Annotated in this window: 29 protein-coding genes, 1 tRNA gene and 2 pseudogenes; 6 read left to right on the forward strand and 26 right to left on the reverse strand. The window is 29.0% G+C overall.

Annotation, left to right across the window (positions count from 1 at the left end; genetic code table 11):
* Positions 1-36: 36 nt before the first annotated feature.
* Complete coding sequence (locus tag HGAG_RS12065; RefSeq protein ID WP_244263841.1) at positions 37-204, forward strand: motility associated factor glycosyltransferase family protein; 168 nt, start codon at positions 37-39, stop codon at positions 202-204.
* Positions 205-220: 16 nt separating this feature from the next.
* Here the strand turns inward: HGAG_RS12065 and HGAG_RS05435 are convergent, their stop codons facing one another.
* The 9 genes and pseudogenes from HGAG_RS05435 to HGAG_RS05475 form a co-directional block, all read right to left on the reverse strand.
* Positions 221-574: a Spx/MgsR family RNA polymerase-binding regulatory protein gene (locus tag HGAG_RS05435; RefSeq protein ID WP_019118235.1), complete on the reverse strand. Its 354-nt coding sequence runs from the start codon at positions 572-574 to the stop codon at positions 221-223.
* Positions 575-633: 59 nt separating this feature from the next.
* Positions 634-1,077, reverse strand: coding sequence for an Asp23/Gls24 family envelope stress response protein (locus HGAG_RS05440; RefSeq protein ID WP_004838054.1), 444 nt, complete (start codon positions 1,075-1,077; stop codon positions 634-636).
* An 18-nt stretch (positions 1,078-1,095) separates the two neighbouring features.
* Positions 1,096-1,401: a hypothetical protein gene (locus HGAG_RS05445; RefSeq protein WP_019118236.1), complete on the reverse strand. Its 306-nt coding sequence runs from the start codon at positions 1,399-1,401 to the stop codon at positions 1,096-1,098.
* Positions 1,402-1,409: 8 nt separating this feature from the next.
* Positions 1,410-1,949 carry an alkaline shock response membrane anchor protein AmaP gene (gene amaP / locus HGAG_RS05450; RefSeq protein ID WP_019118237.1) on the reverse strand — a complete coding sequence of 180 codons (540 nt, stop codon included), beginning with the start codon at positions 1,947-1,949 and terminating at the stop codon, positions 1,410-1,412.
* A 54-nt stretch (positions 1,950-2,003) separates the two neighbouring features.
* Positions 2,004-3,925: pseudogene (gene abc-f, locus HGAG_RS12305) on the reverse strand (ribosomal protection-like ABC-F family protein).
* Between the two features lie 7 nt (positions 3,926-3,932).
* Positions 3,933-4,571 carry a redox-sensing transcriptional repressor Rex gene (locus tag HGAG_RS05460; RefSeq protein WP_019118238.1) on the reverse strand — a complete coding sequence of 213 codons (639 nt, stop codon included), beginning with the start codon at positions 4,569-4,571 and terminating at the stop codon, positions 3,933-3,935.
* Between the two features lie 11 nt (positions 4,572-4,582).
* Positions 4,583-5,023: a hypothetical protein gene (locus HGAG_RS05465; protein ID WP_004838049.1), complete on the reverse strand. Its 441-nt coding sequence runs from the start codon at positions 5,021-5,023 to the stop codon at positions 4,583-4,585.
* A gap of 10 nt (positions 5,024-5,033) precedes the next feature.
* Complete coding sequence (gene typA, locus HGAG_RS05470) at positions 5,034-6,860, reverse strand: translational GTPase TypA (protein ID WP_019118239.1); 1,827 nt, start codon at positions 6,858-6,860, stop codon at positions 5,034-5,036.
* Positions 6,861-6,978: 118 nt separating this feature from the next.
* Complete coding sequence (locus HGAG_RS05475) at positions 6,979-7,377, reverse strand: ATP-binding protein (RefSeq protein ID WP_019118240.1); 399 nt, start codon at positions 7,375-7,377, stop codon at positions 6,979-6,981.
* 135 nt (positions 7,378-7,512) lie between these two features.
* On the opposite strand from HGAG_RS05475, the gene rd reads away from it, so the two are divergent.
* Together rd and HGAG_RS05485 are read left to right on the forward strand one after the other, a co-directional pair.
* Positions 7,513-7,671: a rubredoxin gene (rd, locus tag HGAG_RS05480; protein ID WP_004814307.1), complete on the forward strand. Its 159-nt coding sequence runs from the start codon at positions 7,513-7,515 to the stop codon at positions 7,669-7,671.
* Positions 7,672-7,732: 61 nt separating this feature from the next.
* Positions 7,733-8,329 (forward strand): TVP38/TMEM64 family protein, encoded by a 597-nt coding sequence (locus tag HGAG_RS05485; RefSeq protein WP_019118241.1) that lies wholly within the window; start codon positions 7,733-7,735, stop codon positions 8,327-8,329.
* 32 nt (positions 8,330-8,361) lie between these two features.
* Here the strand turns inward: HGAG_RS05485 and HGAG_RS05490 are convergent, their stop codons facing one another.
* The 12 genes and pseudogenes from HGAG_RS05490 to HGAG_RS05545 all read right to left on the reverse strand — a co-directional run bounded on the left by HGAG_RS05490 (position 8,362) and on the right by HGAG_RS05545 (position 16,100).
* Complete coding sequence (locus HGAG_RS05490; RefSeq protein ID WP_019118242.1) at positions 8,362-9,192, reverse strand: glycosyltransferase family 8 protein; 831 nt, start codon at positions 9,190-9,192, stop codon at positions 8,362-8,364.
* Between the two features lie 12 nt (positions 9,193-9,204).
* On the reverse strand, positions 9,205-10,179 hold the full coding sequence (locus HGAG_RS05495; protein WP_019118243.1) for a YitT family protein: 975 nt from the start codon (positions 10,177-10,179) through the stop codon (positions 9,205-9,207).
* A 55-nt stretch (positions 10,180-10,234) separates the two neighbouring features.
* Positions 10,235-11,416, reverse strand: a complete 1,182-nt coding sequence (locus HGAG_RS05500; RefSeq protein ID WP_019118244.1) for a coenzyme F420-0:L-glutamate ligase — start codon at positions 11,414-11,416, stop codon at positions 10,235-10,237.
* Between the two features lie 67 nt (positions 11,417-11,483).
* Positions 11,484-11,858, reverse strand: a complete 375-nt coding sequence (locus HGAG_RS05505; protein WP_004838041.1) for a hypothetical protein — start codon at positions 11,856-11,858, stop codon at positions 11,484-11,486.
* Between the two features lie 2 nt (positions 11,859-11,860).
* Positions 11,861-12,599: pseudogene (locus tag HGAG_RS10695) on the reverse strand (NAD-dependent protein deacylase).
* 25 nt (positions 12,600-12,624) lie between these two features.
* A complete protein-coding gene (locus HGAG_RS11605) occupies positions 12,625-12,789 on the reverse strand; it encodes a hypothetical protein (RefSeq protein ID WP_004838039.1) in 165 nt (54 codons plus the stop codon).
* A 7-nt stretch (positions 12,790-12,796) separates the two neighbouring features.
* Entirely contained in the window at positions 12,797-13,531 is a 735-nt protein-coding gene (locus tag HGAG_RS05520; protein ID WP_019118245.1) for a hypothetical protein, read from the reverse strand.
* Positions 13,532-13,540: 9 nt separating this feature from the next.
* On the reverse strand, positions 13,541-14,329 hold the full coding sequence (locus HGAG_RS05525; RefSeq protein WP_019118246.1) for an ABC transporter permease: 789 nt from the start codon (positions 14,327-14,329) through the stop codon (positions 13,541-13,543).
* A complete protein-coding gene (locus tag HGAG_RS05530) occupies positions 14,326-15,024 on the reverse strand; it encodes an ABC transporter ATP-binding protein (protein ID WP_019118247.1) in 699 nt (232 codons plus the stop codon). The genes HGAG_RS05525 and HGAG_RS05530 overlap by 4 nt, the downstream gene beginning before the upstream one ends.
* Positions 15,017-15,367: a hypothetical protein gene (locus HGAG_RS05535; protein WP_004838035.1), complete on the reverse strand. Its 351-nt coding sequence runs from the start codon at positions 15,365-15,367 to the stop codon at positions 15,017-15,019. Before HGAG_RS05535 ends, HGAG_RS05530 begins: the two co-directional genes overlap by 8 nt.
* A gap of 28 nt (positions 15,368-15,395) precedes the next feature.
* A complete protein-coding gene (locus HGAG_RS05540; RefSeq protein ID WP_019118248.1) occupies positions 15,396-15,650 on the reverse strand; it encodes a barstar family protein in 255 nt (84 codons plus the stop codon).
* Positions 15,651-16,100, reverse strand: coding sequence for a ribonuclease domain-containing protein (locus tag HGAG_RS05545; protein WP_019118249.1), 450 nt, complete (start codon positions 16,098-16,100; stop codon positions 15,651-15,653).
* Positions 16,101-16,143: 43 nt separating this feature from the next.
* Here HGAG_RS05545 and HGAG_RS05550 point away from each other — a divergent pair, with 43 nt between their 5' ends.
* A complete protein-coding gene (locus tag HGAG_RS05550; protein ID WP_019118250.1) occupies positions 16,144-16,596 on the forward strand; it encodes a 2-thiouracil desulfurase family protein in 453 nt (150 codons plus the stop codon).
* 82 nt (positions 16,597-16,678) lie between these two features.
* A tRNA-Pro gene (locus HGAG_RS05555) sits at positions 16,679-16,755 on the forward strand.
* A 499-nt stretch (positions 16,756-17,254) separates the two neighbouring features.
* On the opposite strand, the gene HGAG_RS05560 is transcribed toward HGAG_RS05555, so the two are convergent.
* From HGAG_RS05560 to HGAG_RS05580, 5 genes are all read right to left on the reverse strand, one after another.
* Complete coding sequence (locus HGAG_RS05560; RefSeq protein ID WP_019118251.1) at positions 17,255-18,190, reverse strand: ABC transporter permease; 936 nt, start codon at positions 18,188-18,190, stop codon at positions 17,255-17,257.
* On the reverse strand, positions 18,183-19,301 hold the full coding sequence (locus HGAG_RS05565) for an ABC transporter permease (protein WP_019118252.1): 1,119 nt from the start codon (positions 19,299-19,301) through the stop codon (positions 18,183-18,185). The genes HGAG_RS05560 and HGAG_RS05565 overlap by 8 nt, the downstream gene beginning before the upstream one ends.
* The gene (locus HGAG_RS05570) at positions 19,294-20,817 is read right to left on the reverse strand and encodes an ABC transporter ATP-binding protein (RefSeq protein WP_019118253.1); all 1,524 of its coding nucleotides are present in this window, start codon (positions 20,815-20,817) and stop codon (positions 19,294-19,296) included. The genes HGAG_RS05565 and HGAG_RS05570 overlap by 8 nt, the downstream gene beginning before the upstream one ends.
* Before the next feature lie 104 nt (positions 20,818-20,921).
* Positions 20,922-21,995 carry a BMP family lipoprotein gene (locus HGAG_RS05575; protein WP_019118254.1) on the reverse strand — a complete coding sequence of 358 codons (1,074 nt, stop codon included), beginning with the start codon at positions 21,993-21,995 and terminating at the stop codon, positions 20,922-20,924.
* Between the two features lie 98 nt (positions 21,996-22,093).
* The gene (locus tag HGAG_RS05580; protein WP_019118255.1) at positions 22,094-23,125 is read right to left on the reverse strand and encodes a M42 family metallopeptidase; all 1,032 of its coding nucleotides are present in this window, start codon (positions 23,123-23,125) and stop codon (positions 22,094-22,096) included.
* A gap of 213 nt (positions 23,126-23,338) precedes the next feature.
* Here HGAG_RS05580 and HGAG_RS05585 point away from each other — a divergent pair, with 213 nt between their 5' ends.
* Entirely contained in the window at positions 23,339-24,055 is a 717-nt protein-coding gene (locus tag HGAG_RS05585; protein ID WP_019118256.1) for an MIP/aquaporin family protein, read from the forward strand.
* The last annotated feature ends 23 nt before the right edge of the window (positions 24,056-24,078 follow it).

Here is a 24,078-nt window from a genome sequence, read left to right on the forward strand (position 1 = left end):
AACACCTATATTTCTCTTTTTTCCATAACAGAAAAAATAGAAAATTTAAATTTAATAAATTTAAAATACGAGCTAAAAAATTTCACCCTAAAAAACGACATGCACCTAGGCGTATCAAATGAGCCAATAGGAAAAGAATTTAAAATAGAATTTGATGAGGGAATGATTCTTGTAATTTATGAAAACAAAAATGTATATAAATAAGGCAGGATTTCCTGCCTTATTTATCAAAATATTTTTCTATATTTAATCTACCAACTACGACATCATCGCCGTAAAGTAAAATTGGTCTTTTTAATAACATGCCATCTGATGCTAATAAATCTAATTTTTCATCTTCTGTCATATCTTTTAATTTGTCTTTTAAATTCAACTTCCTATAAATTTGTCCGGATGTGTTGAAAAATTTCTTTATTTCAAGACCACTTTTTTCATACAAGTCTTTTATTTGGTCTTTTTCTGGCTTTTCTTCTTTCACATCTTGAAATTTATAATCAATTTTCTTTTCTTCCAAAAATTTCTCAGTTTTTTTGCAAGTTGAGCAAGATTTATATCCTATTAATAATGCTTTCATATTTTTCTCCTTAAATTAATCTTTAAAAAAGAGGTTGACCTTGCAACCTCTTTATTTTTTTACTTTCTATCGTCGTTATCTGATTTTTTAGATTTGTATTCTTCTCTTGTCATAACATCAACTACATCAACATTTACTGTTACAACATCAAGTCCTGTCATTTGCTTTACATTTTCTTTTACAACTTTTTTGATATTTTCAAAAATATGTGGAGCAGATTTTCCATATTCTAAGATTATTTGCATATTTACTTTTGCTTCTTTTTGTCCAACTTCAACATCTACTCCTGATGTATCTTGTTCACTTGATGATTGGAAAACTGATGAAACTGAATCAAAAAAACTTGCCTTCATATCCAAAATTCCATCAACTTTATTTACTGCAATTCTAGAAATTTTTGCTACAACCTTATCAGCAATTGTAAGTTTTGAAACTTCTTTTTCGATTTCTTGATCCTCTTCGATTCCTTTTTCGTAATCTTTGTCAAATGTTTTTTCTGTCATAATTTTCCCCTATCTTTTTTATTGAAATTTTTTTAATAAGCTAATTACAAATCCTATAACCTTAGGATCTTTGTCGAGCCATCCGCCCAAGCAATAACAAAATCCTAGCACAATCCAAATACCAACAGTTCTAAAAAATCCAAAATCAAATAGCGAACCTATTGTTGCAATTCCCAAAATCAAAGAAATAATTTTGTGTTTATTTTTTTCTTTAAATTCCTTGCATTCTTTTTCTTTTTTCTCTCTTATATCAAGTTTTCTCATTTCTACATCATAGGCGGTTACTTGTTTTTCTAAATCTAATTTTGTTTTTTCTTTTTCCATAATACCACCTACCTAAGTTCTCTTTCTTGACTTTTATGAGCTTTATTTAATTGAACATGGGCATTTGCATTTTCAAGTCCTGTAAGCATTCTAAGTCCCATTTCAACTTCAGCTTGAATTTTTCTACCTAAATCCTCAAAGTCCCTATCTCCAAAAACGTCACATTTAATTTTTGCTTCTACAGTTTCGCCTTTTATTATTTTAACTTTTGAATCTGTAAGTTCTGTTCCCATAAATTTATTTACTGCAGAATTTACTGCTGAATCCAAGGAATTTCTTGTAATAAAAATATCGCCTGTATTATCTTCTACTAGATATTCACGCTTATCATTTTGATTTGCTATAATATCTATCAAAAGAATAATTGCAAAAATCAAAATTGCTATAGCAACACCGAGAAGTACGTATCTGTAATTTTGTATTTCTAAATATGATAATAAATCATGCCTTACTCCATCGTCTGCGAGAGCAAGTGTTCCAAGTATGGCGGAAATTATTATCAAAGCTATGGTCATAAGTGACCACAAAAATTTTTTAAATCCTCCCATAAAGCCTCCTTACTTATAAGTTACCCATGCTTTAGCTTTTGAAACAAAACTTTTTTAGTCATCTTCTAATTCCAAAGATAATTCTAACCACCTATCTTGGTATCTTTGCTTCTTTTCTTCAAGATTTTTTATCTTAGCAAAAGTTTCTATGACTTTTTTTTCATCATCATAAAAACCTTCTTTGAGGCTTTCTACTGTAAGTTTATGAATTTTTGCATCAATTGTATTGGATTCTTTTTCTAATTTTTCTATTTTTTCTTTTATTTTTTTTACTTCAAGCCTTTTAAGTTTTTTCTTTTTTTCTTCTTTTTTTATTTGGGTTTGTGTCATTATTGGCTTTTTTTCATCTTCTAATGATTCTTCTTTTAATTTTTCTACATAATAATCGTAATTACCCAAATACTCTTTTATATAATCCTTGTGCATATCAAGAATTTTTACGGCAATTTTATTTAAAAAATACCTGTCGTGGCTTATTACAAGAACTGTTCCTTCATAAGCAATAAGCGCATCTTCAAGGGCTTCTTTTGAATCTATATCAAGATGGTTGGTTGGCTCATCCATCAAAATAAAATTACAATCTGAAAGCATAAGTTTTAAAAGAGAAATTCTTGCCCTTTGTCCTCCAGATAATTCATTTATTGGTTTATCAACTTCATCTTGGTAAAACATTATTTTTGCAAGATATGATCTAATTTCATAATTTGTAAGATCAGGATAAGCTTCTCTTATTTCTTCAAACAAAGTGTTTTCTGTATTTAAGGATTTTTGTTCTTGGTCAAAATATCCAACTTTTACGCTAGAGCCTAATTTTATTTCTCCATCATCTTTTCTTTCTTGGTTTAAAATAATTTTAAAAAGAGTAGTTTTTCCTACACCATTTTCTCCAATTATTGCCACCCTATCGTTTCTATAGATATTAAAAGAAATATCTTCAAAAATATCCTTATCGTAAGATTTTTTTAGTTTATCTACACTTAATACATCAACTCCCGAAATTATTCTTGGAGTAAATCTTATATTTATGGATTCATTTAAGTTATCAGGCTTTTCTACCCTTTCCATTTTATCCAAAAGTTTTTGTCTTGATCTTGATTGAGAAATTCCTCTTTTTCTTTTTGAACCGCCAAGATTTTTTAACCTATCAATTATTTCTTCTTGCCTTTTGATTTCTTTTTGCTGGGTTTTATAAAGATGGTTTTGGACTTTCAAATCTTTTTTCTTTGAGCCATAAATGATGTATAATCTCCATCATAAATTTTTAATCCACCATTTTCCATCAAAAATATTTTTGAAACTGTTGCATCCAAAAAATATCTATCGTGGCTTATAACTATAACTGATCCCTTAAAATTTTTTACAAAATTTTCCAAAAAATTAATCGCCTTTATGTCAAGGTGATTAGTCGGTTCGTCTAATAAAATTAGGTCAGGTTTTTCCAATAAAAGACAGGCAAGTTCAACCCTTGCCTTTTGTCCTCCTGATAAAAGCGAAATTTCTTTTGAAAAATCTTCTTCGCTAAAGCCCATTCCTATAAGTACGCCTCTTATTTCCGACTTATAGGAATAGCCATTTTGTTTTTCAAATTCTTCGCTTTTTTTTGCATATTCAATCATTATTTCATTGAGCTTATCTGGATTTTTTTCCTCGCTCATTTTTATTTCAAGATCTCTAATATTTTCTTCTAGTTTTATAAGATCTTTAAAAACTTCCAAGCAATAATCATATATACTTTTATCTGACATAAGCCCTAATTGTTGTTTCAAATAACCAAGGCTTACATCATTTGGTATATGAATTTTTCCAAAATCTTTGGAAATTTCTCCTGTCAATATATTAAATAGTGTAGACTTTCCAGAACCATTATTTCCTATTAAGCCAATTTTATCTCCCTTATTTATCGTAAATGATACGTTTGAAAATACGTATTGGGTTGGATAGGATTTTTCTAAATTTGATACTGACGCTACAATCATAATTTTTTTAGAAAATGAAATCTTCTGGTGTGTTGATAAAATATGTTAGGGTAAATAATGATTCATCTAGGTGAACATTTTCTATTACCACATTGTTTTTTGTTTTCAAATCAACTGGTGCGAAGTTCCAAATTCCTTTTATTCCTCCTTCACAAAGAATATCACAAACTTCTTGGGCGCCATCTTTTGGCGTTGTGATAATTCCTATATCTATTTCATTTTTTTCTAAATATTCTTTTAAATCATCTGTTGACAAAACTTTTAAATTTTCTGTTGAAACTTCTTCATTGTTTTTGTCAAATACTGCTTTTACATTGTAGTCTAAAGTCTTAAAACCTGAGTATTGGAAAAGAGCATGGCCAATATTTCCAAAACCGATTATTATCATAGAATATTCTTTGTTTACTCCAATAATTTTTGCAAGCTCTTGCATTAATTCTTTTACATTATAACCATAACCTTGTTGACCAAAGCAGCCATAGTGATTTAAGTCTTGTCTAATTTGGCTTGCTGTTAAGCCTGTAATTTGTGAAAGTTCTTTAGATGAAACTCTTACAATACCTTTTTCATTAATTGCTTCTAAATACCTATAATATTTTGGTAACCTTTTTATTACTGATAAAGAAACGTTTGACCCTTTTTTCATAACAACCTCCGTTAATCATTATTTTTTATTTCTTTAGACCTTAATCTGTTCAAAAGTATTACATTCAAAAGATGAACTATATAAATAATTATTAGTCCACTATAAAACAACTCTTGCCAATAACTTGATATTCTTTCATCTACTGCTATGTATTTTGGTAATAATGGTGTATAGTTGCTTACCACAAGTAGGGCGTGGTAGCTTAGGATTGCAAAAACTATAATGCTTATTATTGCTACAAAAATTGAATAGCCTCTTGTTTCTTTTTCCATTAATATATAAAGAGGATAAATAAGCATTATAACCCAAGAAATAATGAAGGAGATACTCCAAACATTATTTACTACTTGTGGGTTAATTTTTGTAAGAATTAGGATTAAATTTGATACTAAAACCACTAATACTGATAAAAGCAGAGTACTTGAAAGAAATCTTTCAAATCTCTTTTTCATCTTTAGCTCCTTACTTACTATATTTTTTTGATTTATATCTTAAATTATTATCTAAGATTTTTTTTCTAATTCTTAAATTGTGTGGAGTAATTTCGATTAATTCATCTTCTTCCACAAATTCCATCATCTCTTCAACGCTCATAATTTTTGCAGGAGATAAAACAAGGGCTTCATCAGCTGCTGATGCTCTGACGTTGGTTTGTTTTTTCTTTTTGCAGACATTTACGTCGATGTCAATTCCTTTTGCATTTGAACCTATGACTTCTCCCTCATAAACTTCATCTTGAGGTTTTACAAAAAGTTGTCCTCTTGATTGGGCAGCGTGAAGTCCATAAGTAGTTGCTACTCCTGTTTCAAAAGAAATAAGTGAACCTGCTTGTCTTTTTGCAATATCTCCCTTATATCTTTCGTAAGAATCAAATTCTGTATTTAAAATTCCAGTTCCTTTTGTATCTGTTAAAAATTCTTGCCTATAACCTATAAGTCCTCTTGCAGGAATTTTAAATACCATTCTTGTGTATCCTGATGAATTTGGAGCCATATCCATTAGCTCTCCTTTACGAAGACCTAATTTTTCTATTATTGAACCTGTGTATTCTTGGTCAACATCAATTGTTGCAAGCTCCATTGGCTCAAGTATTTTTCCATTTTCATCTTTTTTAAACATAACTTCAGGTTTTGAAACTTGGAATTCATATCCTTCTCTTCTTAAATTTTCTATCAAAACTGAAAGATGAAGCTCTCCTCTTCCAGAAACCTTAAATGCTTCTGTTGAATCTGTTGTTTCAACTCTAAGTGATACGTCCGTTTCTTTTTCTTTAAATAACCTATCTCTAATATGCCTACTTGTTACATAATCTCCATCACGTCCTGCAAATGGTGAATTATTTACAGAAAATGTCATTGAAAGTGTTGGCTCAGAAATTTTTGTAAATTCTATTGGCTCCATATCATTTTCTGTACAAATTGTATCTCCTATATTTATATCTTCCATTCCCGATAAGGCAACAATTGAACCGAAATCTGCTTTTTCAACTTCACTTCTTTGTAGTCCTTCAAATTCATAAATTGTAACAATTTTTGATTTTACTTTTCTATCCTTGTCGTTGTAATTTACAATTATGCAAGAATCATTTTTATTTATTTGTCCACTTTCAACTTTTCCAATTGCAATTCTTCCAAGGTAATTGTCATAGTCTGTCGTTGAAACCAAAACTTTAAATGGAGCATTTTCTTTAGCTTCAAAAGCTGGTGTGTAATCAATTATTGTATCCAAAAGATCTGTCATATCATTTTTTACTTCACCAAATTCTAAACTTGCCCAACCTTCTTTGGCTGATGCAAAAACAAATGGAGAATCAAGATATGATTCATCAGCTTCAAGGGAAATAAATAAATCCAAAACTTCATCCATTACTTCTTCAACTCTTTGGTCAGGTCTATCAACCTTATTTATACAAATAATTGCAGGAAGATTTAATTCGATTGCCTTTCTCAAAACAAATTTTGTTTGAGGCATTGGACCTTCACGACTATCTACAACCAAAACTACAGCTTCAGCCATATTTAAAACTCTCTCAACCTCTCCACCAAAATCGGCGTGTCCTGGAGTGTCAATTATATTTATTTTTATTCCCTTATAATTGATCGCAGTATTTTTTGAAAGAATTGTAATTCCTCTTTCTCTTTCAATAGAATTTGAATCCATAACTCTTTCATCAACTTGTTGATTTTCTCTAAAAATTCCGCTAGTTTTTAAAAGACCATCAACAAGAGTTGTCTTACCATGATCAACATGGGCGATTATCGCCACATTTCTTATATCTTCACGTTTCATTAAATCACTTCTTTCTTAACTAATATAAACTATTTATTCATCAATTTATTATATCATATGTGATAAGATTATCAATAAATAACAAAAAAAATACTTGATAAAAAAAACTTACCAAGTATTATATATATAATTTTCTCTTGGAATCTCTTTTTACAAAAGCGATTATAATATTATCTTTAATAATAAGCTCATCTGCTAAACTATAAACAAGTTTAATTCCCCTGCCGTGATCATGGAGTCCATCATTTTCAAAAAGATAATCTATTCCTTCTCCCTCATCTTTTACTTTTATCAAACAGCAAGTATCATCCATAATAAAAGTTGTGTCAATAATTTTATCATACTCACACCTATTTCCATGCTCGTAGGAATTTATTATAAGTTCATCCAAGATCAATCTTATTTTAAAAATTAAATTTTCATCTATATTTTTATTTTTTAAATTTAAAACAAGCCCATCCCTAAATTTTTTTATCATTTTTAAGTCAGTAGGCATTGTGTTTCTAATAAGTTCCATCTTACCCCTCATCTCTTACTAATAAATTTATACCCAAATAAAAATTTTTTGTTAATTTTTGTCTAAAAAGTCAAAATTATTGCTTTTTTTGTTTTTGTAGTATAATGTATGTATAACAAATGAAAGGAGAATATTATGAAATACGTATGTACAGCTTGTGGATATATCTATGATCCTGCTAATGGAGATCCAGATAACGGAATCGATGCAGGAACAGAATTCAAAGACCTTCCAGAAGATTGGGTATGCCCAGTTTGCGGAGTTGGCAAGGATATGTTCGAAGAACAAGAATAAGATTTTTTAAAAGGGAGGCAATCGCCTCTCTTTTTTATAAATTCGTATTCATGATTTTTTTATGAAATATTTTTTAAAAAAACATAGCAAAGAAATTAAAATCTTTATAAGCCTTGGACTTTCTATTTTATTTTTGACCTTTCTTTATAGATTGTACAAATTGGGAATACTTACAAATTCGGATAAATTATACGATTATATTGGAGCTTTTACTTATCTTGCCCCTCTAATATTTATAATTCTAAAAGTTTTGATTGGATTTGTTCCTTTTATTCCAACGACGATTTTTATAGTAATAGGCTTTGCCTTGTTCGGTCAAAAATTTGGTTTATTTTTAAATTACATAACAGGTCTTATGACTGCTGTTTTAAATTACACTTTAACTAGAATTTATGGTAAAAGATTTTTGAATTTATTTTTGCCAAAAAAAAGCCTTAAAAAATACGAAAGTGCAACAAGACAAAGCACAAAAAGATTTAAAAAAGTTTTGTTTCTAACAAGCGCCATGCCCTTTGCTCCTGACAACGCCTTATCAATGGTTGCAGGATTTAAAAAATTAAAATTTGAAGATTATTTAAAAATAATGTTTGTGGCTAAATTTATTGAAATTGTGATTATAGCATATTTAATGTATCATTTAAAATTATTTTTAGCATAAAAAAACTCCTAATCAAAAAAATTAGGAGTTTTTTATATATTCATTGCTTTTTTCCAAAAATATAAATAAAGCGATGTAAATACGCCTAGATTATTTTCTTCTAACCAAGGTTTTCTTTTTCCACAAAAATGCAAAAAGCATGTATTTGAAATTATGTAGGACAAATTATATTTTTTATCCTTCAATTTGTAAGCCAAGTATCTTCTTGCATCATAATTATATTTTATTTCGTCAATTTTTATTATTTTATTTCTAAAAACTACATTCAAAAGATCTTGATCTGGCATTATAAGCCCCAAAGATTTGGTATTTTTTACATAATTTAAAACTTCTTTTTCATAGCTTTGACTATTTCTTGCAAGTTTTAAATTTATCATCAAAATTCCTGAATTAAAATAATTTTCTATATCTTTATGTCCTGATGAAATAGATAGCCTTGCTACATTCGCAGATTGAACCGTTGGAATAGTATGAGTTGCTGCTGCAAAATAATTATCTCTTAAATCCATATTGTAAAGTTTTTCGCAAGAATTTAAAACTAAAACATCTGGATCTAGGTATAAAATTCTATCTAAATTTTCTGGCAAATATTTATAAGCCAAAAGCCTATAATACATTTCTTCTGTGTAATAAAAAGTTGTTTTTGCATTTAAAAAAAGATTTTTAACTTTTATCGGATTTAATTTTGCCCTTTTTGAGCTTGCTTTTATTACAAATTTTTCAATTTCTTTTATTTTTTCATCTCTTATATCTTTATGAATCAAATAAATTTCAAAATTTGTATCATTACTTTTAAATAATGAATATAGCATAGTTTTTAGAGGATTTAAATAATTTTCATCACATGAAACCAATATATTCATAGTTTTCCCTTTCTATTGAAGGTCTGTCGTATAAAAACCCTTGCCTATTATTGATGATGTATCTAAGACTGTTATAAAACAGCGTGGGTCAATTTCTTTTATATATTTTCTAAATAAAACGGCCTCGTAATCATTTGTTACACACAAAAACACTGATTGGTCTTTTTTATAATAAAGTCCTGTTCCATCCAAAACTGTAGCCGACCTATTTAATTTATCTCTAATAAATACACTTATTTCTTCTTGCTTGGATGTAATAATCAAAAATAGTTTTGCTGTATTAAATGATGATATAAATTGATTTACTACAACGCCTTTCATCAAAAGACCTAGGCAAGATAAAAGTCCAATTTCTACTCCAAATATTTTGATTGATAAAATTGTTAGAATAGAATCTCCCATCAAAAGTGATTTTCCAATATTTAAATTTGTGTATTTATTTATAATCATAGCGATTATATCTGTACCACCACTTGATGCTGATAAATTAAATAAAATTGATGAGCCAAGAGCTGGTATTAAAACTGCACAAAATAATTCTAATAATTTATTATCAGTAAATGGCGTTGTGTGAGGTAAGACTTTGCTTAGAGCAAGGGCCGTTAAGGAATTTAATATGGATACATAGCCAGTCTTTAAAACAAAATTTTTACCCAAAATAAAATACGCCAAAACTAACAAAGTAACATTTAAAATCAAAGTCATAAAGGCAGGAGATAAGGCAAGACTATTTGAAAGCAGTATGGATGCCCCCTCTACTCCTCCTATTACAAAATGATTTGGATATTTAAAAAAATGTGTTCCATTTGCCATAAGTATGGCAGCAAAGCTCATAAGTAAAAATTTCTTTTTTTCACTCAAGGGCTTGTGGGCAAATTTATCTTTTTTTCTATCTTTTCTAAGTATTTTTATTGCAGCATTTCTATCAAGAATATGTTTAATTTTTTCCTTGTCGGAATAATTATTAGGATCTATATTTTCATTCATTTTTGTTTATTTTTTTATCCTCCAACTTTAAAAAAAAAAGCCTAACGGCTTTTTTTTAGTCATTCGAATAATTATCAAAATATCCTTGTATAAGAACAACAGGAGTTCCCTTATCGCCTGAGCCTGATGTCAAATCGCAAAGTGAGCCTAAAAGATCTGTGATTTGTCTAGGAGTTGTTCCTAAGGTTTCATTTGTTCCTTTTAAATCAGCTGCTTTTTGTGAAATTCTTTCTCTCATTTTTGCAGTTCTTTCATCTATTGATAAGTCTTTTAATTCTGTATCAGCTATATATTTTATTTTCAATTCATTTGGTGTTCCAGAAAGTCCTTTTGTATAAGCTGGAGATACAACTGGATCTGCAAGCTCCCAAATTTTTCCAACCGGATCTTTGAATGCTCCATCTCCGTAGATCATCACTTCAACTTCTTTATTATATTTTTCAATAAATTTTTCTTGAAGTTCATCTACAAAACTTTGGCCATCTCTTGGGAATAATTTTACAACATCTTCTGTTGAAAGATTTGAGCCAAGTAAACCGTAATCTTCATTATATCCTGAGCCATCAACTGATTTTGTCATTATTTCATCTAGACCATAAATTTCTTCAGCACCAGATTTTTCTAGAAGTTTTTTAGTTAAATCTCTATTGTGAATTTCACAAACCAAAACACTTTTTGTAAATTTTAGTACATCTTTTGGATTGTTGAAGAAATGTACTTCGCTGTTTTTTGCCATTTCTTTATAAAGAGAAATATAATCAACTCCAGTAAATTGATGTTTATAATCTCCTGCAAGTTTTCTAAATTCTTCTTCTGACAAAATATCTGAATAAGGATTTACATCACTTTCAAATAAATCCATTCTGTCCATAATGTAGTTTCCTACCTCATCTTGTGGATAAGATAAGCAAATGTGAAGTTTTTTTCCACTCAAAGCAAAAGCTTTTAGCATTATTGAAAATCTATTTCTACTTAAAATTGGAAACAATATTGCTATTTCGTCAGATTTAAATTTATCATTTATATCTTTAGCAATTTGTTCACAAGTTGCGTAGTTTCCTTGAGCTCTTGCTACAAGGGATTCTGTAATGCAAACTACATCCTTATCATTTATTTCGATATTTTTTGATTCGACAGCCTTGTTTACGCTATCAAACACAATATCTACTAAGTTATCTCCTGTCTCAATAATAGGTGTCCTAACACCCATTGATACTGTTCCTATTAATCTATCCATACATGCTCCTTCCTCACGTATTATACATTAATTTTTTTAAAAAATAAAGATAAAATTTTTATTTTTTTTATGATTTTACTTTTTGTTTGGTCTTGCATTTTGGGCATTTTACGATTATTTTTCCTTTGCCTTTAGGAATACGTAATTCTTGTCCGCATGATTTGCATTTAATATACTTATATTTTTTATCTCCAAATATTTTCCTTTTAATACTCCTATATTTTTTTTGAATAGGATTTAAAAATTTTAATTTAAAAATATAATTTTCGCTGTTTCTTTTTATTTCGTTTGTTGATATAGTCCTAAATATAGCATAAAAAACTATCACAAGTGGCATTGCTTGTAAAAAATTAATTTTTAAAAAATAATTTATAAGCATTAAGCCAATTGCAAACCACACAAGTCCTATAGATAGCTCATCAATTCCATGTCTTTTTTTCAAAATTAAACACCTTCTACTAATTCTTTCATTATTTTTGATATATCTCCTTTTAAAAGATAATCTGCTTTATTATCTTTTGGGGTAGGATCTTGATTAATTACTACAAGTTTGTTTCCCCTATAAAAATCTATCAAACCTGCCGCAGGATAAACAACTAAACTTGTTCCACCGACAATTAATACATCTGCTTCGCTAATTAATTTTACCGCATAGCTAATGTTATCATTGTTCAAACTTTCTCCATACAAAACAATATCAGGTCTAACAACTGAGCCACACTCATCACACTTAACTACATTTTTAAATTTTTTTACATAAGATAAATCAAAATTTTTACCGCAAGATGTGCAATAATAATCTCTCAAATTTCCGTGAAGCTCTATAACATTTTTTGCTTTTTGCTTCTTGGTGGAGAGAATCTATATTTTGGGTAATAATTCCCTTTAATTTCCCTTCTTTTTCAAGTTTTGTTAAAGCAAGATGACAATCATTTGGTTTTATTCCTTCAATCATCAAATTTTCTTTTGCGTATTCCATAAATTCATCAGGATGATTTACAAAAAATTCATGGCTAAGCATATATTCAGGCGAATATGATGAATTATTTTCTCTATTATAAAGTCCAGTTGCAGATCTAAAATCTGGAACGCCAGATGCTGTTGATACTCCTGCTCCTCCAAAAAATACAATATTATTTGATTCTTTTATGATTTTTTTAACTTCATTAATTTTATTATCCATAATATCTCCTTACTATGACTATACCCTACTTAGATTTTTTAAATTTATTATCAATGCTTGCTCCAAAAAATGCGCCTATTACTGCACAGACTACTGCAACCATTTCTTTGTTTGGAAAATTGTAGGCATTATTTAAAATTATTGAAATAATTACTCCTCCTACAATTCCTATATACATATTTTTATTCATAAAGTCCTCACGATAAGTCTAAATCTTTTCTTAATATTTTTGCATTTATCCAAAATAATCCTAGAAATATCAAAATATAATAAATAAATCCTGTCAAATTTATATATGATTCTCCCTTGTATTTTATATATGAATAAACAAAAGCCATATAATTATAATCTTTTAAAATAATCTTATTGTGTAAAAGCAAGAAATTTTTATTTATGAAAAATGAAAGAGCAAGTATGGCTGTTGTCATTATAAAAATTAAAAATACTGAAATTTTTCTTTTAAACAAATACCTATCCATTTGCATATATAAAAATACTAAAAGAGCACTTATATTTATCAAAATCATTATAAAGACCAAAGATAAAAGTATTTTTGTATTTAAATATGTTCCTACTATATAGAATAAAAACACTGACAAAAACACCAAAAGCCAATAGAAAATATTTATTACTATTAGTTTTGCCAAAATAAATTCTCTTGCGCTTATTGGCAAGGAAAATGTAAGTATTGACCTGTTTGTGTAAAGGTCTTTGTAAAAACTATTTATAATAAAATAGGAAATTGTTAGGATAAAAACTACAACTACAATTATTTCTATTGAATTTATGGCTGAATTTATTTCTAGTGTTCTTGAAAATGCTCCAATTGTTTTGATTGACATCATTGAGATTAAAAGAATTACAAAACTTGCAATTGTTGAGATGAAAAATTTCATATTCGATTTTGCATCATACTTTAAATATTTTCTCATAATAATCTCCTAAAAATCAATCTTCTCTTCTATCAAAAATACATTGTAAAAAAATGTAACTGCTATTATCAAAATAGAAAATGTCAACATCCAAATATTTATTCCCAAAACTTTTCCGTCAACTCCATTGTAAAGCATGGAAATATCTACTCCATTTATATTTATTATCCTTTGGATGGCAAAGTCTTTAAATCTTAAAATCACAGGACTTATTGTGTAAATATTTCTTAAAAGCCAAACTATTATTGTAAATAAAACAATGGACAAAACCACTGATACAAATGAATAATATCTTCTAAAAATTTGTACTTTTGAAAGGGTTATTCCAAAAACCAAAAGAAGATAGGCAATTGAATAATAGATTTCTAAAACAAAAATATATACCATAAGAACCTTTATAGATATATTTATTAAATCATCATAAATCCCCAAAAATTTTGAGCTTATAATTAAAGATCCAACAAAAACTACAAGGCTTAAAAAGCCTATCACAAGACTTGCCAAAAATTTTGCAAAAATAATCTTAGCTACAGAAATATTTATGGTAAAAGTTATGTAAGATGACTTGTCAAAAATATCTCTTTTGTATCTAATGGTAAAAAATATCAAACAAACTGACAAAATTATAAGGGCAAGAGCTATAAGGAGAATAAAAAATGAAGTGTTTTTATTTTCCAACTCAAAGCTATTTAATTTATAAAATATTCCAACAAGACCTTGAGAAAGTATGGCAAATAATGCCATCAAAAGAAAAAATCCCCTTGACCTTTTTAATTCATATTTCAAAAATCTAATCATATTACAAAAATTTCCTTATACAAATCTACCATTTGCTTTTTATATTTATCTCTCAAATCTTCGGCGTCTTCTTCCAAAAGAATTTGTCCTCTTTGGATAAAGGCAGCCCTATCAAAAAGATTTTCCAAATCTCCAATTTGATGGGTTGTAATAATAATTGTCCTACCAATATCTACAGTTTTTATAATTGCAGATAAAATCATATCCTTTGCAATAGGATCAACTCCTTCGATTGGCTCATCCAAAATATATAATTTTGTATCACGAGAAAGAGTCAAAGCCAAAAGAAGTCTTTCTTTCATTCCCTTTGACAATTTATCAGAATAACCTTCCTTTGGAATTTTCATAAAATCAAAAAGTTCCTTGCAAACTCTCATATTAAAATCATCATAAAAATCCTTGTAAAGATTTACCGTATCCTCAATTGTCAAATTGTCATAAAGATGGTAGGCATCAGGCAAATAAGAGATGATTTTTTTAGTTTCAACTCCTACTTTTTTCCCATCAATTAAAATTTCTCCATCATTAGGCTTGATAAGGCCCATAATACATTTTAAAAGAGTAGTTTTTCCTGAACCATTTGGACCCATAAGTCCCAAAATTTTCCCTCTTTCAAGTTTTAAATCAATCCCATCAAGCACATTTTTTTTGCCATAAGTTTTTTTCAAATTTTTTATTTCTAATATATTATCCATTAGCATTCATCCTCAAAGATACAAAATCATAAACTCCCTCATTTGTAATTCCTATTGAATTCATATTTTTCAAAAATTCATTCAAATATCCATTTGCAAATTCCACAATTAGGGCATTTCTTTTGTTTTCATCAATTTTCATATAATAATAATCACTTTTCGCCTCAATCAAATCCTCATCCAAAAGTCTTTGGTAAGTTTTATCCACATAAGAAGGATTTACCCTAAATTTATTAATAAGAAATTCCTTATCATAAAACTTATCCCCATTTTTTAGAAAATTATTTATAATATTTTTGGCAACAAAGTTTCTAATTTCATTATTTACTGACCTATCTTCCATATTAGCTCCTTTTCTTTACTATATTAATCTATGATAGAAAATCAATTTCCAAATCAAAACAAAGACTTGCCTTCATAAAACAAGACAAAAATTTTTCCCCATAATCATTCAAATTTTTATAAATAAGAGGATAATTTTTAATAACAATTTTCTCATCAAGCATAGAAAGTTCATCAAAAAGCCCATCAAGATTATTTACTTCATATTCAAAATCAATTTTTTCATTCAAATAAGAAAAGGCCTCATCCCTTGACTTAAATTTATTTCCATCCAAACAAATCATCTAATTCTCCTTGGTAAAACTTTTGTAATGGTCTTTGGTGTAAAAAATATTAAAATCCTCATCATAAATAAGTCTTTCGCCACCACGTCTTCCACCAAAATAATTTACATCACATTCCTTGTAATTAGCTTCTGGAAGTTTATTTTCAAAATTTCCAAAATAATCTCCGCCAATTACTCCCTTATCAGTAACTTCCCATAAATTTCCCTTTTTAGGAATCCAACCAAGTTTTTTCGCCTCTTTTTTTGTCAAAAAATTTGGAGGAAGTTTTTTATAAGCTTTAATATAATCAACCACATCATCTTTTTTATAATAAGCCTTATCTTCAAGAAGACTTGTACATTCAACTTCTTCATTAGAATTAATATTTTCATGCTTTACACATCCAGTAAAAGCAAAAATAAGAAAAAAACTTAAAATAAATTTATAAAAAAAGTTTTTAATTTTCATTTAATTACTCCTTTGCTATAATTATATCAGAAAGGATAAAAATATGAATGTATTAATATCAAGATGTCTTTTGGGAATAAATTGTCGCTATGACGGAAAAAATAACGAAATAAAAAATTTAAAAGAAAAATTTCCACAAATAAATTTTATAGATGTATGCCCAGAAGTAGATTCAGGAATGAAAACACCAAGAAAGCCATGTGAAATAAAAAATACTAAAGTTATAAATGTTGATGGAGTAGATTTTACGAAAAATTTCAAAAAAGGCGGACAAATCGCCCTAGAAATTTGTAAGAAAAATAATATAAAAATCGCCCTTTTAAAAGCAAAATCTCCATCTTGCGGAAAAGATTTGATTTATGATGGAAATTTTAATAAAAATTTAATAAAAGGCGATGGAATAACTTGCCAAATTTTAAAGAAAAATGATATAATTATTTTCAGCGAAAAAGAAATTGAAGAATTTTATTCTTACCTAAAAGCTAAAATTAGCTAATCTTAAAATTTTAAAAAATTTCCAAAAAAATATTTGACAAATATTTTTAAAGCTGGTATATTATATATTGTCGTTAGGACATCGGGGTGTGGCGCAGCTTGGTAGCGCGCGTGGTTTGGGACCATGAGGCCGAAGGTTCGAATCCTTTCACCCCGACCATTTTTTTGCAAGCAAAAGCTTGCTTTTTTAGTTGTAATACGTAAATTTTCCCTTTTAAAATTGCACCGAGCGGTGCTTTTTTTATGCCTATTTTTAAAAATAAATTCTTTAGTGATAAAAAAATAAAAACAACTCATAGCAAATTTTATAAATAAATCTCTCCCACCCCCCCTCATACTAAAACATTTTGTTTCACAAACTCTCCAGTTCTACCACACTTTGTTTTAGGGGTAAATATGGCAAATCAAGGCACATTTACCCGGTCGAGATGGGTTACAGTTCATTTTATTTTATTGCTAAAGTTTTTAAATTTTATCTTTTTTGATTTACATAAATTTTTAAAATAAAATTTAAGAAACATTCTACTTTTTCTTCAGTAATTAATAATAAAAAAAATAACCCATCTCGACCTTGTGGAGAGATCTCATTTATTAAATCTATCTATGAGTTCTCTTTTGATTTTGCGATCGATATGGGTTATTTTTATATTCTGTTATTTTTAAATATCTTCTGTCAAATATGGCTTACCACTTGCTTTTGGTGCATTTGATTTTTTATTAAATAAAATTAAGAAAATCAAAATTGAAATGTATGGAATCATTGAAATAAATTCCATTGGAAGGCTTATGGTTGTTCCTGTTAAATAAGTTGCTATAGCTTGGGTTAATCCAAAAAATAATGAACCTATCAAAACTCCTTGTGGTTTCCAATTTCCAAATATTACACAAACGAGTGCAATGTATCCTTGGCCTGCAATTAAGGTTGGAGAAAATACACTTACTACTGCAAGTGACATAGAAGCTCCTCCAAGTCCTCCCATAAATCCTGAAAACATTACTGCAAGATACCTAATTTTTCCTACTGAAATATCTAAAGTTTCAGCTGCTTTTGGATGCTCCCCAACTGCAATTAACCTTAGTCCCCATTTTGTTTTATATAAAAATACATAAAGCAAAATTACAGATATTAAAGCAATATAAACTGTTGCATATTGAGAAAATATATTTTTTAAGGCTTGATTTGTAATCAAACCGTCAAATAATCTAGGAATTTTATTTTCCAAAGCAATTGATGGTGTTTGAGTTGCGCCATCAAAAAATAATCTTGCTAAAAACAAAGCCAAACCTGGCGCTAATGTATTTATAGCAATACCTGAAATTGTTTGATCTCCTGCAAATGTAACTGAAACAAGTGCATGGATTAGTCCAAAAAACATTCCAGCAAGACCGCCCGCCAAAAATCCTAACCATGGATTTCCTACATAATATCCTACTGTCGCTGCTACTAAAGCACCTATTGTCATCATTCCTTCAAGTCCAATATTTACTACTCCAGATTTTTCTGAAATCATTCCACCAAGGCCAGTCAATAATACTGGTGTAGCATTTGAAAGTGTATTTCCAATTATTAATCCTAAAACTGTCAAATTAAGCATTATTTCCCGCCTTTCTATTTTTCTTTTTGTTTACTTTTGCTTTTATAATTCTAAATATTAAAGGAATAGCTGTAAATAAAATTATTGTTCCTATAATTATAGAAATTAATTCACTAGGAACTCCCATTGTTCTTTGTAAATTACTTCCTGCGTATTTTAATGATCCCAAAAATAATCCTGAGAAAATACATCCTATTGGATTGTTAGATGCCAAAAGTGAAACTGCAAGTCCATCAAATCCAAAATTTTCCATAGCTGATAATAAAGGAAGTGAATAAGTGTAACCCATTACTTGAGTTACGCCTGCAAGCGAACACAAACATCCAGAAATTGCCATTGATTGGATTATTTTTTTATTTGCATCAATTCCACCGTACTCACTTGCTTCTCTGTTTAATCCTACGGCTTTTAATTTATAACCAAGACTTGTTTTTTCAAGAATAAACCAAATAATAATTACGCTAACAATAGCAAGAATTATTCCTAAATGAATTGGTGCTCTAAAAAATTTTCCAAAAAATCCATCAAATTTTTGGCTAGCGTTTGTAACTAGAGTAACTTTTGCTGAATCATTTATATCAAATGTTCCCATAGAATTTGGTTTTTGATAGCGATAAACTATAAAATTTTGAAAATAAAATGCTACCCAGTTAAGCATTATAGTAGAAATTACTTCGTGAATTCCAAATTTTGCTTTTATAAATCCTGCAAGTCCTCCATACAAAAATCCTGCCAAAAGTGCAACAATTATTGTAACAATAACATGGATTACTGGTGGAAGTTTTAGTAAGTAGCCCATCAAAAATCCTACAGTTGAACCAATTATAAATTGTCCCTCTGCTCCCATATTAAAAAGTCCTGTTTGAAAAGCAAAACATACACCGAGACCTGTAAGAATAATTGGAGTTGAATTTACAAGAGCCCAGCCGATATTTCTTGGGGATTTAAAAATTCCTTCTATTAATTTTCCATAAGCTTCTATTGGATTATAACCTGTAAGAGAAAGAACTATAGCTCCTACCAAAAGTCCCAAGATTATTGATACAAGAGTAAATAATAATTTTGAATTTGAAAAAGAATTTTTTCTTTTTGTTTTTGCTTTCTTATTCATGATCTCCTCCTGCCATTAATCTTCCTACTTCGTATTCATCAGTTTCTTTTGGATCAAGCTCTCCTACAATTTGTCCATCATAAATTACGCAAATTCTATCAGATAAATCCATTACTTCATCTAATTGAAAACTTATTAATAAAACTGCCTTGCCTTGATTTCTAAGCTCTACTAAATATTGATGGATAAATTCTATTGCTCCAACGTCAAGTCCTCTTGTTGGTTGAGCAGCTATTAATAAATCCGGATCATTTGTAATCTCTCTTGCGATAATTACTTTTTGTTGGTTTCCGCCTGAAAGACTTCCTGCTTTTTCGTTTATATCATTTGGTCTTATATCAAATTTATCAATCAAATTGTTTGCATTTTCTTCTATTTTTTTGAAATCCAAAATTCCATTTTTTGAAAAGTCTTTATCTATATTCTCCAAAATCAAATTATCTTTAATTGGATATTCTAAAACCAGACCTCTTTTTTGTCTATCTTCTGGAATTTGGTTCATGCCAAGGTCAATTATATTTCTAGGAGCTTTATTTGTAATATCTTCTCCTTTTAAAATAACTTTGCCTTTTTGAGCTTTTCTCATTCCAGAAATTGCATCTATTAATTCTGTTTGACCGTTTCCATCAACTCCTGCAATTCCTAGAATTTCTCCTTTTCTTATCGAAAGATTTAAGCCTTTTACCTTGTCAACTTTTCTGTTGTCCTTAACCCAAAGATCTTCTATCTTAAATATTTCTTCTCCAAGGTCAATTTTTTCTTTTTTTACATTAAAGCTTACATCACGGCCTACCATTTTTTCAGCAAGATCAGCCTCACTTACATCTTTTACATTAACTTTGTCGATGTATTCTCCCCTTCTAATTATGGTACAAGTATCTGCCATAGCTTTAATTTCTTTTAATTTGTGGGTAATTATTATAACTGATTTTCCAAGTTCAGTTAATTTTTCAACTATTTCTATAAATTCATTTATTTCTTGAGGAGTTAAAACTGCTGTTGGCTCATCAAAAATCAAAATATCTGCTCCATGATATAAAGCTTTTAAAATTTCAACTCTTTGTTGTTGTCCAACAGATATATCCGCAACTTTGCTGTCCGGATCTATAATAAGTCCATATTCTTGGCTTAATTTAACAACTTCTTTTTTTGCCTTAGCTCTATCAATGAAAGAATTTTTTCCTTCATAACCTAATATTATATTTTCTGTAACTGTAAATGGTTCTATCAGCATAAAATGTTGGTGAACCATTCCTATGCCCATGCTAATTGCTTTTTTTGGTGAATTATTTATAATTTCTTCGCCTTTTATGTAAATGTTTCCTTCAGTTTGAGGAAACATTCCATATAAAATATTCATAAGAGTAGTTTTACCAGCTCCATTTTCTCCAAGCAGAGCGTGTACTTCACATTTGTGAAGGTCAAAATCTACGCCTTTTAAAACTTTCTTGTCGCCAAAGCTTTTATGAATATTTTTCAATGAAACAACTGGGCTTTCATTTAAATACTTATCCATAATACCTCACTATTAATTTAGAATTTTCTAAATATTTTTGTAAAAAAAAGAGTAGTTTTTCTTCCTACTCTTTTAATTACTTATTTTTCTAAGTAGATTTTTACTTATTTGTCGTAACCCATTGATTTAAATTCTTCTTCGTTTTGTGGAACTTTAATTTTTCCATCAACGATTTGATTTCTTAAATCTTCAACCTTATCTTTAACTTCTTGGTCTACTAGGTCATTATCTCCATAAGCTATATCCAAAGCATCTCCATCTTTAAGTGAGAATGCTCTTGTTTCTCCACCTTTGAATTTTCCATCTTTGTAATCATCAAGTGTTAATTGAACAGCTTTTCCTACGCCTTTAACTGTTGAAGCCAAAATATTATCTGGAGCTTCTTCTTTTTGGTCACGGTCAACGCCGATTACGTATTTATTATTTTCTTTTGCTGCTTCAAATACTCCAATTCCTGTACCACCAGCTGCGTGGAAGATTACATCTGCACCTTTTTGATACATTTGGTTAGCAATATTTTTTCCTTTTGCTTGGTCAGCATAAGAATTTGCGTATTGAACTTGAACTTCTATGTCTTTTCCTTTTTCTTTTGCTGCTTGTTTTACACCAGCTCTAAATCCATATTCAAATCTATCGATTACTGCTGATTCCATTCCACCTACAAATCCAACATTGTTAGATTCTGTTTTCATTCCTGCAATATATCCAACTAAAAATGAGTTTTCATTATCTGCAAATGTTATTCCTAAAAGATTTTCAATTTTATCAGGATTTGCGTTGTCGATTATTGCGTAATTTTGATCTGGATTGTCTTTTGCAGCCTTGCTTGTTGCATCATAAAGAGCATATCCTACTGTAAAAATCAAATCTGATTCACTATCAAGAGCTGATTCAAGGTTTGGTTGGTAATCAGAATCTTTGTGTGATTCAATATAATCAAATTTAATTTTTCCATCTTTTTCGTAAGCTTTTAATCCTTCATAAGCAGATTGGTTAAATGATTTATCATTTATTCCACCTTGGTCAGTTACCATTGTAGCTGATACTTTTGCTCCATTTGCATTAGAGGCTGTAGAAGCCATTGAACCGTTATCAGAATCTTTTTTTGATCCACAAGCTGTAATGCTTAGTGAAAGTGCTAGAGTTAGAGCTCCAGCCATAATTTTTTTAATTTTCATCTCTCCCCCTTAAATTAAGAAATTGTTTTTTTGTGTAATACTATTTTATATGAAATTTATCTTTCTGTCTAGCTATTTTACAATAATAAAATTATTTTTCATTTTAATATATAAGTTTTTAATAAATCAAACAAATTCATCAAGGCATTTTCGTGACATCTTTCATAGCCATGAGATGCTGAAATTCCACAGCCTACAAGGGCGTGCCTATAATCATAAAATGAGCTCATAGCAGCAGATGCATCTGAGCCATAAAATGGATAAATATCAATTGCAAAATCAATTCCAATTTTTTTGGATGTATTTATCAAATCATTTGTTAAATCAAAATTGTAAGGACCTGATGAATCTTTTGCACAAATTGAAACCAATCTATCATTTGTTTTTAAATCATCGAAAACAACTCCCATATCTACCGCAATCATATCTTTTATTCCAGATGGATGGCCCGAACTTGCTCCGTGTCCTACTTCTTCATAAGTTGTAAACATCATATAAATATTTCTATCAAATTTTAAATTTTCTTCTTTAATTTCTTTTGCAAGTGCAAGCAAAACTCCACTTGATGCCTTATCATCAAGATGACGTGATTTTACAAAGCCATTTGAATATCTAAATCTTGAATCAAGGGCAATAAAATCTCCAGGATTTATTCCAAGTTTTTTTACATCCTCATCGCTTTCAACAAGCTCATCGATAACAACTTCCATTTCATCAAAATTTCTTTTTGAAATTTTTGGTGTATCTGATCCATGAACTGAAGGCTCATTTAATCTAAAAACTCCTTCAAATTCTTTTCCATCTCTTGTAAAAATTTTTACATTTTCAAATTCTGCATAATTTAATGGAAAGCCACCAAGAGTTGTAACTTGAATTCCTCCATTTTCTTTTATACTTCTTACCATAAGACCAAGCGTGTCGATATGAGCTGATAATAAAAGTCCATCGTCTTTATTTTTTTCATCTACATAAATTGGAACAATTACATTTCCCTTGTTGTTTTGGTAAGGCTTGTATCCTAAATTTTTAAATTCTTCCATCAAATATTTTTCGCATTTTTTTGTAAAACCAGTTGGTGATGGTCTTGTGCATAATTCTTTTATATAAGTTATTATTGTATTTTTGTCCATTTTTACTCCTTTATTTTCTTATAATTTAATTATAAATTAAATTTTTTTCCTTGTAAATTTAAAAATAAAATAAATATTTGTATTATAAAAATATATGTGCTATAATATTGGTGTAAACATTTTCACAACTAAATATGAAAGAGACTTTGCAACAAATTTATCCCATTATTTTTGTTGCTTTTTTTATATTTAGTAATAAAACAGGAGGTTATTATGAGAGACATAATACTAGGTGAATTTTTTGGAACAATGTTACTTATTTTATTAGGAGATGGAGTTGTTGCAAACGTTCTATTGAATAAGAGTGGACAAAAAGGTGCAGGTCCTGTTCAAATTACATTTGCTTGGGGTCTTGCAGTTATGATTCCAGCTTGTATTTTTGGTGCATTAACAGGTGCTCATTTTAATCCAGCCCTATCAATTGCTCTTGCATTTAACGGTGGAATCGAATGGAATACAGTTCCTTCTTATATAATTGGACAAATGCTTGGAGCTTTTTGCGGAGCTATTTTAGTTTATATTTTATTTAAAGATCATTATGACGCAACAAGCGATGATCCATTAACAGTTAGAGCAACTTTCTGCACAGCTCCAACTATACCAAACACTTTTAGAAACCTATTATCAGAAATTATTGGAACTTTTGTTTTAGTATTTGCTATTTTAGGATTTGGTAATGTTGCTGGCGCTGGAATGGGTGGCGTTGACAAATTATATGTATTTGGTCTTATCGTTTCAATTGGTATGAGTTTAGGTGGACTAACAGGTTATGCAATTAATCCTGCAAGAGATTTGGGACCAAGAATTGCTTATGCAGTATTACCTTTCAAAAACAAAGTAGATCCAAACTGGGGATATTCATGGATTCCTGTTGTTGGACCAATAATTGGTGGTATCTTAGCAGTTCCAGTTTTTAATTTTATATTTTAGTTTTTTATAATTTTAAGAAAAGA

This window comes from Anaerococcus obesiensis ph10, from assembly GCF_000311745.1.
In the GTDB taxonomy this organism is placed as follows: Bacteria; Bacillota; Clostridia; order Tissierellales; family Peptoniphilaceae; genus Anaerococcus; species Anaerococcus vaginalis.